This is a genomic window from Pedobacter gandavensis (assembly GCF_032678745.1).
Taxonomy (GTDB): Bacteria; Bacteroidota; Bacteroidia; order Sphingobacteriales; family Sphingobacteriaceae; genus Pedobacter; species Pedobacter gandavensis_C.
The window spans coordinates 204,169-217,565 of the sequence record NZ_JAVTST010000010.1; the positions used below are offsets into that span (position 1 = coordinate 204,169).

13 protein-coding genes are annotated in these 13,397 nt (G+C 40.4%); 9 read left to right on the top strand and 4 right to left on the bottom strand.

Features of this window, described 5'->3' with window-relative positions; translation table 11 throughout:
* Window positions 1-523: 523 nt before the first annotated feature.
* The 6 genes from hutU to R2S10_RS23150 all read left to right on the top strand — a co-directional run bounded on the left by hutU (window position 524) and on the right by R2S10_RS23150 (window position 5,989).
* Window positions 524-2,176, top strand: a complete 1,653-nt coding sequence (gene hutU / locus R2S10_RS23125) for a urocanate hydratase (RefSeq protein WP_316842789.1) — start codon at window positions 524-526, stop codon at window positions 2,174-2,176.
* A 195-nt stretch (window positions 2,177-2,371) separates the two neighbouring features.
* Entirely contained in the window at window positions 2,372-3,025 is a 654-nt protein-coding gene (locus R2S10_RS23130; protein ID WP_316842790.1) for a TetR family transcriptional regulator C-terminal domain-containing protein, read from the top strand.
* Window positions 2,973-4,334, top strand: coding sequence for an AarF/ABC1/UbiB kinase family protein (locus R2S10_RS23135; RefSeq protein WP_316842791.1), 1,362 nt, complete (start codon window positions 2,973-2,975; stop codon window positions 4,332-4,334). Before R2S10_RS23130 ends, R2S10_RS23135 begins: the two co-directional genes overlap by 53 nt.
* Window positions 4,331-4,849 carry a DUF2867 domain-containing protein gene (locus R2S10_RS23140; protein WP_316842792.1) on the top strand — a complete coding sequence of 173 codons (519 nt, stop codon included), beginning with the start codon at window positions 4,331-4,333 and terminating at the stop codon, window positions 4,847-4,849. Before R2S10_RS23135 ends, R2S10_RS23140 begins: the two co-directional genes overlap by 4 nt.
* Before the next feature lie 267 nt (window positions 4,850-5,116).
* On the top strand, window positions 5,117-5,509 hold the full coding sequence (locus R2S10_RS23145; RefSeq protein WP_316842793.1) for a response regulator transcription factor: 393 nt from the start codon (window positions 5,117-5,119) through the stop codon (window positions 5,507-5,509).
* 12 nt (window positions 5,510-5,521) lie between these two features.
* Window positions 5,522-5,989 (top strand): nuclear transport factor 2 family protein, encoded by a 468-nt coding sequence (locus R2S10_RS23150; RefSeq protein ID WP_316842794.1) that lies wholly within the window; start codon window positions 5,522-5,524, stop codon window positions 5,987-5,989.
* Between the two features lie 8 nt (window positions 5,990-5,997).
* On the opposite strand, the gene hisS is transcribed toward R2S10_RS23150, so the two are convergent.
* The 3 genes from hisS to pdhA form a co-directional block, all read right to left on the bottom strand.
* Window positions 5,998-7,383, bottom strand: coding sequence for a histidine--tRNA ligase (gene hisS / locus R2S10_RS23155; protein WP_316842795.1), 1,386 nt, complete (start codon window positions 7,381-7,383; stop codon window positions 5,998-6,000).
* Window positions 7,384-7,456: 73 nt separating this feature from the next.
* Window positions 7,457-9,097 carry a 2-oxo acid dehydrogenase subunit E2 gene (locus R2S10_RS23160; protein ID WP_316842796.1) on the bottom strand — a complete coding sequence of 547 codons (1,641 nt, stop codon included), beginning with the start codon at window positions 9,095-9,097 and terminating at the stop codon, window positions 7,457-7,459.
* 30 nt (window positions 9,098-9,127) lie between these two features.
* On the bottom strand, window positions 9,128-10,123 hold the full coding sequence (gene pdhA, locus R2S10_RS23165) for a pyruvate dehydrogenase (acetyl-transferring) E1 component subunit alpha (RefSeq protein ID WP_316842797.1): 996 nt from the start codon (window positions 10,121-10,123) through the stop codon (window positions 9,128-9,130).
* Window positions 10,124-10,350: 227 nt separating this feature from the next.
* Between pdhA and R2S10_RS23170 the strand changes: the two genes are divergently transcribed.
* Together R2S10_RS23170 and R2S10_RS23175 are read left to right on the top strand one after the other, a co-directional pair.
* Complete coding sequence (locus R2S10_RS23170; RefSeq protein ID WP_316842798.1) at window positions 10,351-10,905, top strand: C40 family peptidase; 555 nt, start codon at window positions 10,351-10,353, stop codon at window positions 10,903-10,905.
* A gap of 79 nt (window positions 10,906-10,984) precedes the next feature.
* Complete coding sequence (locus tag R2S10_RS23175; RefSeq protein ID WP_316842799.1) at window positions 10,985-12,091, top strand: CapA family protein; 1,107 nt, start codon at window positions 10,985-10,987, stop codon at window positions 12,089-12,091.
* Here the strand turns inward: R2S10_RS23175 and R2S10_RS23180 are convergent, their stop codons facing one another.
* Window positions 12,092-12,277: a hypothetical protein gene (locus R2S10_RS23180; protein WP_316842800.1), complete on the bottom strand. Its 186-nt coding sequence runs from the start codon at window positions 12,275-12,277 to the stop codon at window positions 12,092-12,094. It abuts the gene before it with no gap.
* Between the two features lie 148 nt (window positions 12,278-12,425).
* Between R2S10_RS23180 and R2S10_RS23185 the strand changes: the two genes are divergently transcribed.
* Window positions 12,426-13,361, top strand: coding sequence for an SPFH domain-containing protein (locus tag R2S10_RS23185; RefSeq protein ID WP_316842801.1), 936 nt, complete (start codon window positions 12,426-12,428; stop codon window positions 13,359-13,361).
* Window positions 13,362-13,397: the final 36 nt, after the last annotated feature.

A 13,397-nucleotide genomic window follows, 5' to 3' on the forward strand; every position in this document is an offset into this window, starting at 1 on the left:
TAAACAGGATGACCACTTGACAACTAATTCCCTAAAATTAAACGGGAACACTTTTCAAAGTCAATCATTACCTGCTGACAACGTAATACATCGCCTGGGGCTAAGAAAAAAAGATTATACAGTAGGTGGTCCCCGAAGTGAGGTGCTAATAAGCTCGGTATACGAACCGGTTAATAAAGCGTAGTGCTTAATCACGGGTTTGTTTTCCAGGTAAATTTGAAAATGACTCTGCTCTTGAATGTAGTTTTTTTCGAAATGTGCAGCACAAACCAAACAGGTTTCTACATGGCTTCCCACATGTAATTTATGGGTACATATTTTTTCATTTTGGCAGCGAACTTCTTCCTCATGGTGGTGAAAGGCGCTAAACGGAGTCAAAGCTATCGCAAATACCCAAAGCAGTACTATGGATATGATTTTGTGGATATGTTGCTGACGCTGTTTCAATTTCGACTGCTAAAATACGCAATCTCACAGAATTACATACATTTGTTTTATAACATTGCCCTCACATGACCGCATAATGGATTTAAGTTTAGATTTAAGTAAAAGACAAACCCCAACCGGAAATACATTGACTTGTAAAGGATGGGTACAGGAAGCTGCATTACGTATGCTATTGAACAACCTTGACCCTGATGTAGCCGAACGGCCAGAAGAGCTGATCGTCTATGGAGGTCGTGGAAAAGCTGCCAGAAATAAGGAAGCTTTAGCATTAATCATTAAAGCGCTACAAAATTTAGAAGACACAGAGACTTTATTGATCCAATCGGGGAAACCGGTCGGTGTTTTACCTACACATAAAGACGCTCCAAGAGTATTGATTTCCAATTCTCAACTGGTTCCAAAATGGGCTACACAGCAGCATTTTGATGAACTGGAAGATAAAGGCTTGATGATGTATGGACAGATGACCGCAGGATCCTGGATCTATATCGGATCGCAGGGGATCGTTCAGGGAACTTATGAAACCTACGCGGCCCTCGCCCGAAAACATTTCAACAGTAACCTGAAAGGCACACTAAATGTTACCGCCGGTTTAGGTGGTATGGGTGGCGCACAACCTTTAGCAATCACCATGAATCAGGGTGTTTGTTTAGCAGCAGATGTAGAGGAATGGCGCATTCAGAAACGCCTGGAAACACGCTACATTGACGAAATTGAACATGATATCGATACAGCTATCGACAAAGCCTTACAGTATAAAGCAGAAGGAAAAGCTTTATCGATTGGCGTAGTTTGCAATGCTGTAGATTTATTACAACGACTAATCGACCGCAACATTACCCCAGATACCTTAACAGACCAGACCTCTGCACACGATCCTTTGATAGGCTATTTTCCCGAAGGTCTAACCGTAAAAGAGGCCAATGAATTGCGTGTTGCTGATCCAGAAACTTACGTGAAGCAGAGTTATCAAACCATGGCTAAACATGTCCGCCAAATGCTGGAATTGCAAACCCGTGGTGCCATCACTTTTGATTATGGCAATAACCTTCGCGGAAGAGCTTTAGAAGCTGGCGTAACAAACGCATTCGACTTCCCAGGCTTTGTTCCTGCCTATATCCGTCCGCTATTTTGCGAAGGAAAAGGACCTTTCCGATGGGCAGCACTGAGTGGTGATCCACAAGATATTTATGAAACAGACAAACTGATTCTAGAACTTTTTCCAGAAAATGAGAGTTTGAAACAATGGATTACGATGGCGCAAGAACGCATCGCCTTCCAGGGGCTACCTGCAAGAATCTGCTGGCTAGGACAAGGTGAAAGAGAAAAAGCCGGACTCGCCTTCAATAAACTTGTTGCAGATGGTAAGGTAAAAGCACCGCTAGTTATCGGTAGAGATCATTTAGACACCGGATCTGTGGCCTCTCCAAACAGGGAAACGGAAGCGATGCTAGATGGTTCTGATGCTGTAGCAGACTGGCCGATCTTAAACGCATTGATCAATACCGCCGGAGGTGCCAGCTGGGTATCTTTACACCATGGAGGTGGCGTTGGCATCGGATATTCTATCCATGCAGGTATGGTGATCGTTGCCGATGGTACCGAAGATGCCGCAATCAGGATCAAACGCGTACTACATAATGACCCGGCTATGGGCGTAATCAGACATGCTGATGCAGGTTATGACATTGCAAAAGATACACTAAGAAAACACAGACTGGGCCTTTAGCTCTCCTTGTATTTTCTTCTGTTCACTAGCAATTAATTATCAGGTATTTTTGTTTATCGCCCTGCGCGTTCATTCATCACCCTGAGGGCATAACAATTGCGTGTTTTTATTACAAAACCGTGATGGAATAATAAGCTAAATTGAGCGGTCTGCAAAACTAAGCAGACCGCTTTAACGTTTATTAAATAAAAAGAAATGGCAACTGCTCAGCAAATCAAAAACGGATACATTGATTATGTACTCCTCAATGGTGAAAAACCAGCATCAGTATATAGCTTCGTTAAGAAATTAAAAATTGCGGAAGCTGATTTTTATGACTTCTACCCCTCTTTTGAAAGTATTGAAAAGAACTTATGGGTAGAACTTACTCTCGAAACCATCACTGCAATTGAAACACAGGAAGTTTGGAGTCAATATTCCTCCAGGGAAAAAATCCTTTCTTTCTTTTACAGTTATGTGGAAGTTTTAAAAAAACACAGAAGTTTCATCATTTATAGTTTAAAAAAACACCAGAATAAGTTTGGTACACCAGAAGTGTTATCTGGAGTAAAGCCCATTTTTGAGAATTTTGCAGAAGGTGTGATTAATGAAGGATTAGAAAGTGGAGAACTGGCCAATCGCAAATTTTTAAGCAAGCGCTATAAAGATGCAGTTTGGGTACAGTTTGGCTTTATTGTTAACTTCTGGACTACAGATGACAGTCCCGGATTTGAAAAAACTGATGAAGTGATTGAAAAAGGAGTTAATGTAACTTTCGACCTTTTCGAACGCTCACCACTCGACAATCTACTGGAGTATGGAAAGTTCCTATCCAGAAACGGAAATTTCAAAGAAAAGATGGGGCTATAAATTCATGAAAGAACAAGAGCGTATTCCAGTAACAAAGGGACAGAGATCAGCAAAGTTTGTAAAAACGGGAATCCAGATTGGCGGAAACTACATCAAGCACTATTCTAAGAAATTATTTAACCCGGATCTGAGCAGGGATGAGCTGAATGAAGACAATGCCACAGATATTTATAAGTCGCTGAGCGAACTTAAAGGCAGTGCCTTAAAGGTTGCACAGATGCTTAGCATGGATAAGAATATCCTGCCCAAATCATACATCGACAAGTTTACACAGTCGCAGTACAATGCTCCACCCTTATCCGGACCGCTTATCGTAAGAACTTTCAGTAAACATTTCGGAAAAACTCCGGAACAGATTTATGATAAATTTAACCTGCAATCCAACAATGCCGCCTCTATCGGGCAGGTGCATCAGGCAGAACTCAAAGGAAAAACTTTAGCCGTTAAAATTCAATATCCCGGTGTTGGCGACAGCATCTCCTCGGACCTAAAATTGGTGAAGCCCTTTGCTTTTCGTCTGTTGGGCATGAACGAAAAGGAGCTTAATATTTATATCAAAGAGGTAGAGGAAAGATTACTAGAAGAAACAGATTATGAATTGGAAGTACGTAGGTCTATCGAGTTTTCTGAAGCTTGTAGTCACCTGGAAAACATAGTTTTCCCGAAGTATTACCCGGAGCTTTCCAGAAAGCGAATCATTACCATGGATTGGATTGAGGGCTTACACCTGAAGGAATTTTTGAAAACAGATCCCTCGCAAGAATTGAGAAATAAAATCGGCCAAGCCTTATGGGACTTTTATAATTTCCAACAACATGAACTAAGAGCCGTGCATGCTGATCCGCACCCTGGTAATTTCATGATTACGCCCGATGAGAAACTAGGGGTCATAGATTTCGGTTGTATCAAGGAAATGCCAGATGATTTTTACTATCCTTTTTTCTCTTTGATCTCCACAGATGTGATCAAAGACAAAGCGAAAACGATTGCCGCATTTCGACAGCTGGAAATGATACATCCAGAGGATACGCCAACCCAAATCGAGTTTTACTATAAAGCTTACCGCGAAATGATTGAGTTGTTTGCCAGGCCTTACACCAGCAAAACATTTGACTTCAGTAAACCGGAATTCTTTGAACAGTTGTATAAATATGCGGAAAAAGTAGCCACTATGCCTGAATTTAAACAAGCGAGAGGTGTGAAACACTTTATTTATGTGAACCGTACCAATTTTGGCTTATATACCATCCTGCAGGAACTAAAATCAGTAGTCCGAACGGATACTTTTCAACCCCATACGCAAAAATGAAAAACCGGCTAATCGTCAAAAAAAATCTGATAGATCCGATAAAAGTCCCACAACGAGAAATCCTGGAATACAAGGTCAAAATGCCATTTGAGAGAAATCCACAAGAAGTATTTGAGAACATATTGAGTATTGGTGGAAAGAGAGGTTGGTATTATGCCAACTGGTTATGGGATTTAAGGGGTTATATCGATGAGCTTTTCGGTGGTGTAGGAAAACGCAGGGGAAGAACGAGTAATACCCCCCTCAAAGCTGGCGACACTCTGGATTTCTGGAGAGTTTTACTCGCTGATCAGCAAAATAAGCGGCTGTTATTATTTGCAGAAATGAAAGTTCCCGGAGAAGCCTGGCTAGAATTTAAGATCATTGAATTCCATGGAAAGCACTTTCTTTCTCAAATTGCGACCTTCAAACCTTCAGGTTTATGGGGACGAATTTATTGGTATGCTATGTTTCTTTTCCATATTTTCCTTTTCAATGGTATGGCCAGACAAATCACTCAATTTAAGACACAATAAAAAAGGCACAATCGCCACAATTGCACCTTTCCTTATAAACCTAAAACTTAACAATAAGACACACTAAACCACAAAAGGTTTCATTGAAGAATGTTTTTTTTTCTTCCAATCTCTAATTAGTACCATTATTTATCCAGACAATACCTCCTGTTGAAGCCTATTGCCCGTCGAAAAGTTTTTTACTAGAATCTGTTGATAAAAACTGAGAATTGTGTAAACAAATCAATCCTGTTAAATATATTTGTATTACATCCAACCCCCTCGATTTTGGCAAAAGGCTCTAAAATTTACAAAAACATACTCGTCGTTGAGGACAATCACGCCATACTTGATGTCATCACGCTGATCTTACAAAGCGAAGCGTATAAAGTAACGGGCTTGAACAAAAGCATAGATATGATGACACACATTGAGCAATCTAAACCAGATCTTGTCATTATGGACATCATGTTACCAGACGGAGATGGCAGGGAATTGTTAACGCAGCTCAGATCTGATGTTAATACTGCTGAGATTCCCGTATTAATGATCTCTGCCAGGTATACCGAAGCTAATATCCAGCACGGGGCTTTTAAACCAAACGGGTTTTTGGCTAAACCATTTGACATTGATGATCTACTCGATAGAATCGAGGGAATACTTGCAGGAAAAGTTTACTAAAACCCGCTACATATGAACGTCAACCAGGAACTGATTACTAAATTCTATACGGCCTTTAAAAATAAGGACATCACCGGAATGCAGGAATGTTACAGTGATCGGGCGACTTTCAGTGACCCAGCCTTTCCTAATCTGAATGCTCATGAGTTACGCGCAATGTGGGCAATGCTCATTAAAAGCGGGAAAGATATGCAGATAGAATTTAGCGCCGTAAAAGGAACAGAAAATGGTGGCACAGCACATTGGGATGCACACTATACCTTTTCAGCAACAGGAAGAAAAGTATGGAATCAGATTGATGCGAAGTTCATCATAGAAAATGGAAAAATCATTCAACACCAGGACCATTTCAACTTCTATAAATGGTCAAAGCAATCACTAGGACTTGCTGGAATGTTATTGGGCTGGACTTCTTTTCTTAGAAAGAAGGTAAGAAAGCAGGCCAGCACTAAACTGGCCGCTTATATGGCAAAAAACTAATCCGAAAATTAACCTTTAATTTTTTCAATGATATCGTTCAGGGCTAATTTCTCCTGCACGCCACTATTCATGTCTTTTAATGTTAAAAGACCGCTTTCTAACTCATCGCTACCGATCAGAATCACATAAGGGATATTTTTGTCATCCGCATAACTCATTTGCTTTTTCAGCTTTGCAGCAGTGGGATAAAGTTCAGCGGCGATATTCGCATTTCTCAATTGCTGTACGATAGGAAGTGCATATAATTCTGCAGCCTCATCAAAATTGCTGATCAGAACTTTCGTTCCCGCAGCAACTGATTCAGGGAAAAGATTCAGTTCCAATAACACATCGTAAATACGATCTGCACCAAAAGAAATCCCAACACCTGTTAAATTTTTTAAGCCGAACATACCCGTTAGGTCATCATAACGACCACCACCACCAATACTTCCCATTGCAGCTTCGTTGGTTTTCACCTCAAAGATACAGCCCGTATAGTAGTTTAAACCACGCGCCAGGGTAATGTCCAGTTCCAGATCCGGACGAAGTTCTGGCGTAGTTTGCAATAGACCATTTAAGTATTTGAATACCGTTTCTATCTCTGCAATCCCATTCATTCCCGTTGGAGAATCTGCCAATACTGTACGTAAACTTTCCAGCTTCTCTTCATTGTTGCCTTTTAGTGAAATTACCGGCTTCAATTTTTCCAGATCTCCTTCTGTAAATCCACGTTCCAACAGTTCCTTACTTACACCATCCAAACCGATTTTATCCAGTTTATCAATCGCGACCGTCATGTCGATGATCAACTCCGGTTTACCTATAATTTCTGCAATCCCAGAAAGGATTTTACGGTTATTTAATTTAATCGTGAAGTCTTTAAGTCCCAGATTACTCAAGGCTTCCTGATAGATCAACACAAATTCAGCTTCGTTCAATAAGCTATCCGAACCTACCACGTCCACATCACACTGATAGAACTCTCTGTAGCGACCTTTTTGCGGTCGGTCAGCTCTCCACACCGGTTGGATCTGAAAGCGCTTAAACGGCAGAGAAATATCATTCTGATGCATCACTACATATCGCGCAAAAGGAACAGTCAAATCATACCTCAATGCTTTTTCAGAAATCGAAGAAGTTAGGGCATTTGAGTTGGCTGTAGCCAATAGTTCTGGTTTTGCTTTAGAAAGGAAGTCACCACTATTTAAGATCTTAAAGATCAGTTTATCTCCCTCATCTCCATATTTACCTGTCAAAGTACTCAGGTTTTCCATCGTTGGGGTTTGTATTTCGGAATATCCATACTTTTTAAATACTGTCTTTATAGTATCAAAAATATGATTGCGTTTGATCATTTCCTGGGGTGAAAAATCACGGGTTCCTTTAACTAGAGAAGGTTTAATATTCGACATAACGACAAAAGTACAAAAAGTAACAGGCATAAAAAAAGCTGCCGAAGCAGCTTTTTAGATTATTTTATATTAATTAAACCAATAGTCTTACTGGTTCTTCTAACAATGCTTTTAGCGTCTGTAAGAAAGCAGATCCAGTTGCACCATCCACTACGCGGTGATCACAACTTAAAGTAACTTTCATTACATTCCCTGGAACAACAGCACCGTTCTTAACCACAGGAACCTGAGAGATTCCGCCGATCGCAAGAATACATGCGTCAGGTGGGTTAATGATGGCCGTGAATTCATCTATTCCAAACATTCCTAAGTTAGAAATGGTGAAGGTAGAACCTTCCCAATCCGATGGTTGTAATTTTTTAGCTTTAGCACGTTGTGCGAAGTCTTTCACTTCCGCAGAGATATGCGACAATGATTTACCATCAGCAAAACGAACTACAGGAACTAATAAACCATCTTCTACAGCTACAGCCACACCAATGTTTACATGCTCATTGTAACGAATTTTATCGCCCAACCAAGAAGAGTTCACATTAGGGTGTTGTTTCAAAGCAATCGCAGTCGCTTTTAACACCATATCATTGAAAGAGATTTTTACCGGAGCATATTCATTGATTTTGGTACGTGCAGCAATTGCACCATCCATATCAATTGACATCGTTAAGTAGAAATGAGGTGCAGTAAACAGGCTTTCGGATAAACGCTTAGCGATTACCTTACGCATTTGTGTAACTGGTTTCTCTGTATATTTCTCTACACCAATAAACTGAGGAATACTTACCGAAGCTGATTTCTCAGCTGGAGCTGTAGTTGCTGCTGCCTGAGGGGCTGCTGCTACCGCAGGTTTAAAGTTCTCGATGTCTTTTTTAATAATACGTCCGCCATCAGCACTACCTGCAACTTTAGCAAGGTCAATACCTTTGTCTTTCGCTATTCTTTTTGCTAGAGGAGATGCTTTTACGCGATCAGATCCTTCCGCAGAAGCTGCTTCAGTTTCCGTTACTGTAGTTTCTGCTACCGGGGCATCAGCTTTTTTATCAGCTACAGGTTTTGCAGGCGCATCACCTTGTTTAAGGAATTCGCTAATGTCAGTGCCTTCTGGACCAACAATTGCCATAATACCGTTCACTTTCGCGGCAGCACCTTTTTCCACACCAATATGTAATAAGGTTCCATCTGCATAACCCATTACTTCCATAGTTGCCTTATCGGTTTCTACATCAGCAAGGATATCATCATTCTTCACCTTATCACCAACTTTTTTATGCCATTCAGCAATTACGCCTTCAGTCATAGTATCACTTAGCAAAGGCATTCTGATTACTGTTACACCGATCTTTTCAAGATCTGCATCAGTAATACCAGCAGTTGCTTCTTTTTTATCTTCAACCGGAGCTGCTGATTCAGCAGGCGCCGCTCCAGCTTTAGGAGCCGCAGCACCTTCTTCTGCTGCTAATGCCGCTTTATAATCCTCTCCTTCTTTACCAATTACAGCGATAACTGCATCTACAGGAACAGATTGACCTTCTTCTACACCAATGTATAAAACAGTACCATCCCAATAAGATTCAAGATCCATGGTTGCCTTATCGGTTTCCACTTCGGCCATTACATCGCCACTTTTAACTTTATCGCCAACTTTTTTATGCCACTTAGCCATCACACCTTCGGTCATGGTATCGCTCATTTTGGGCATTTTAACTACTTCAGCCATTCTATAATATTAAATGAAATACGTTCTAAATTAATCTTTTACGTATGGATAATCTTGTTGTACGTATACATCAGTATATAATTCTGATGCATCCGGCCATGGAGACTCTTCCGCAAATTTAACAGCATCATCAACGATTTGTTTCACTTTTGCTTCGATCTCTTCGATCCATGCTTGATCAGCATACTTTTCGTTAAGAATGGTTTCTCTTACCTGCTCAATTGGGTCTTTAGTTTTGTAAGATTCCAATTCGTCTTTAGAACGATATTTAGCAGGGTCAGACATAGAATGACCACGGTAGCGATAAGTCCTGATTTCAAGGAAGGTTGGTCCGTCACCATTTCTGGCACGTTGAGCCGCTTCATCCATTGCTGTGTGAACTGCTACAGGATCCATCCCGTCAACAGGCGCACATGGCATATCAAAACCTAAACCTATTTTATATATATCAGTCATGTTTGTAGTACGTTCTACAGAAGTACCCATTGCATAACCATTATTCTCACAAACAAAGATCACTGGCAATTTCCACAGCATCGCCATGTTGAAGGCTTCATTTAAAGCGCCCTGACGAACTGCTCCATCACCCATGTAACAAACGTTTACATTTTTTGTGCCTTTATATTTTTCAGCAAAAGCGATACCTGCTCCCAATGGGATCTGCCCACCAACGATACCGTGTCCACCGTAAAAGTTATGCTCCTTGCTAAACATGTGCATAGAACCACCTTTACCTTTTGAACATCCTGTTGCTTTACCGTACATCTCAGCCATAATGCTGTTTGCACTTACCCCTTTTGCAAGAGCGTGTGCGTGATCGCGGTATGCGGTGATCATAGAATCTTCTGGTCTTAATGCTGAAATAGCACCCGCTACGACAGCTTCCTGACCAATGTATAGATGACAAAAACCACGGATTTTTTGTTGTCCGTATAGTTGACCTGTTTTTTCTTCGAACTTGCGCATCAGCAACATCGACTCAAACCACTTCAGATAGGTATCTTTATTAATTTCTACTGCACTCATTTTTGGGTATTGGTTTTTATTTACAAGAGCAAATCTACTTTTTTATTGCAACATATAGAAGAAATACCTGTAAAATGAACACTAAGGTTACACAGAATGTGGATAACTTTTACATTTAAACCATTTACATTTGGATAACATTTGTAAAATACATAGTTTTGGCACCGGACAATAAGCCTCAGTGGTGTACGTTTAAGTGTAAGTGTCTATTACCCAAACTTAAGAGTATGATAAAAAAATTTTTGTTTTCTACCCTAATTGTCGTGTGCAGCCTCTCAGCCGTTCAAGCACAGACAAAATCAAAAGAAACCAATAAATTAGAAGATCCTGATAATTTAGCTTCCCAATATTTTTCTCAGGTAATGGGCGTTGCAGTAGATGCAACTTCTAACATCAAACTTTACAAATTCATTTACGAATGGATAGGTACTCCTTACCGATTCGGTGGAAATACCAAAAGAGGGATTGATTGTTCTGCTTTTACAAAAGCGATTTACGATAAAGTTTTCAACACTACTATACTCCGCAATTCTCGTGACATCTTTAGCATGGTAGACCCATTGCCAAAAGACGAACTAAAAGAAGGAGATTTGGTATTCTTCAAGATCAAAAGCCGCAGCATTACACATATCGGTATTTATCTTGGCGATAACCGCTTTGCTCATGCTTCTTCCAGTCGTGGGGTGGTAATCAGCAATTTAAACGAACCTTATTATTCAAGGTATTTTTACAAGGGTGGCAGAATTCTGGACCCGGTAAAAAATGACCTGATGGAGGAATAGTCCTTCACAAACCAAAAGATATTGAGTCCTCCTATTTTACTGGGAGGACTTTTTTTATGACAAAAATAAGCGCTTACCCATGAAATTACTAAATACGCTCGCTTTACTGTTTTTATCCGCTTTACTGCTGTTTAGCTGTCAGGGAAATCGGGCGAGTGTACCAAATTCTCCATTGGCTCAAACAGATACCATTCCCAATAAAATCAAAAAAGATACGATTACCATTACTGCTGTAGGCGATATTATGCTGGGCTCTGCCTATCCTACTAAAGCAAATCTTCCTACAGATGATGCGGTAAAAAGTTTTGAAGAAGTAGCTCCCTATCTAAAGGGGGATGTTATTTTTGGAAACCTGGAAGGTTGTTTTCTGAACAATGGAAAATCTACCAAATGCAAAGATACGATGGGCAATAGCTGTTTTGCGTTCAGAATGCCGGAGCGCTATGCAGGAATTATTAAAGAGGCCGGCTTTAATGTGCTGAGCATCGCCAACAACCATGTAGGTGATTTTGGCAGTAAAGGAAGGAAACGTACCGTGGAAATTCTGGATTCTTTACAAATTAATTATGCCGGCTTACAATCACATCCTTTCAAGATTTTTGAAATAGACAGTATAAAATATGCGATCTGTGCCTTCGCACCTAATGAAAACACCGTTTCTATCAATAACCTACGTGCCGCAAAAGAATTGGTAGCACGCTTGAAGGAACAGTCAGACGTGGTCATTGTTTCTTTTCACGGTGGTGCCGAAGGCGCAAAGTTTGAACATGTCCCTAAGACCAATGAAATATTTTATGCTGAAAACCGCGGCAATGTGTATCAGTTTGCCCATGGTGTAATTGATGCAGGTGCAGATATTGTATTGGGCCATGGCCCACATGTAACCAGAGCGGTAGAGCTTTATAAAAACAAATTTATCGCCTATAGCCTCGGCAATTTTTGTACGTATGGGATGTTCAGTCTGAAGGGCCCCAATGGCATAGCTCCACTGCTACAAATCAAGCTAAACAGCAGTGGAGACTTTATATCTGCAGAGGTAATATCCATAAAACAAGACAAGGTTAACCGTCTAAGATTAGATGATCAGGATGCTGCATTTAAAAAAATAAAGTTCCTTACCGAAGTTGATTTTCCGGGTCACCAGTTGGATTTCTCCGAAAACGGCAAAATTGGACGAAAAAAATAGCTAAGCTTCGTCTTTAGTATTTTTCACTAACCCAATGCCGGATACAAAGAAGAGCAAGCCAATAACTCCAGCTACGATCAACTCTCTACTTTGCATACTTTGTTTCACAAAGCCATATCCGGCATAAATAAGCCCTACAATACCCAGAATAGTTAATATTGTTCCGAAAGTGCGTTTTACATTCATAAGGTTCATATAATTTACAAGAACAGGGCAAAATCTATGCCTCAACTCTTTTTCATATGCATACCACCGCTAGAATTGAGTCCACATCATATGGAAAGAAGAATTCTTCGTATCTTGAAACCAATATATTAACCAAAAACGCTTCATTATGAATTATACCTTTTACGTTATAGTGTTTATAGCACTAGTTATTTTGATGAGTTCCTTCGTAACTGTAAAACAAGGAACCATTGCTGTCGTTACGATTTTTGGGAAATACAGACGATTGTTAAGACCGGGTTTAAGTTTAAAGATCCCGTTATTTGAAAACATCCATTCTAGAATTTCGATTCAGAATCGGTCTGTAGAGCTTTCTTTTCAGGCGGTGACACAAGATCAGGCAAATGTATATTTCAAGGCTATGCTACTCTATTCTGTCCTTAACCACGACGAAGAAACCATTAAGAATGTAGCCTTTAAGTTTGTGGATGCCACCAACCTCATGCAAGCGCTGATCAGAACCATTGAGGGCTCCATTAGGGCTTATGTTGCTACACAACGACAGGCTAATGTTTTAGCACAGCGTAATGAGATTGTAGACCATGTAAAACATCAAATTGATCAGGTATTGGAAAGCTGGGGTTATCACTTACAAGATCTTCAATTGAATGACATTACTTTCGATGAGGAAATTATGCGTTCAATGAGTAGAGTTGTAGCTTCAAATAACTTAAAAGCAGCTGCAGAAAATGAAGGTCAGGCCTTATTGATCACCAAAACCAAAGGCGCCGAAGCGGATGGTAATGCAATCAAGATTGCCGCAGCGGCAGAAAGAGAAGCCGCTCAACTGCGAGGACAAGGAATCGCTTTATTCCGTGCAGAAGTAGCACATGGGATGACCAAAGCAGCCCAAGAAATGGAAGAAGCTAATCTTGACATTTCCGTAATCTTGTTTACCATGTGGACAGAATCCATCAAACATTTTGCGGAGAACAGTGAAGGAAATGTAGTCTTCCTGGATGGCTCAACAGAAGGCATGAATAAAACCATGAAAGAAATGATGGCCATGCAAATCCAGAAAAACAGAGATGACAAACAGGGATAATCTCAATGCACCTATATAAAAAAAGGGGATTCCATA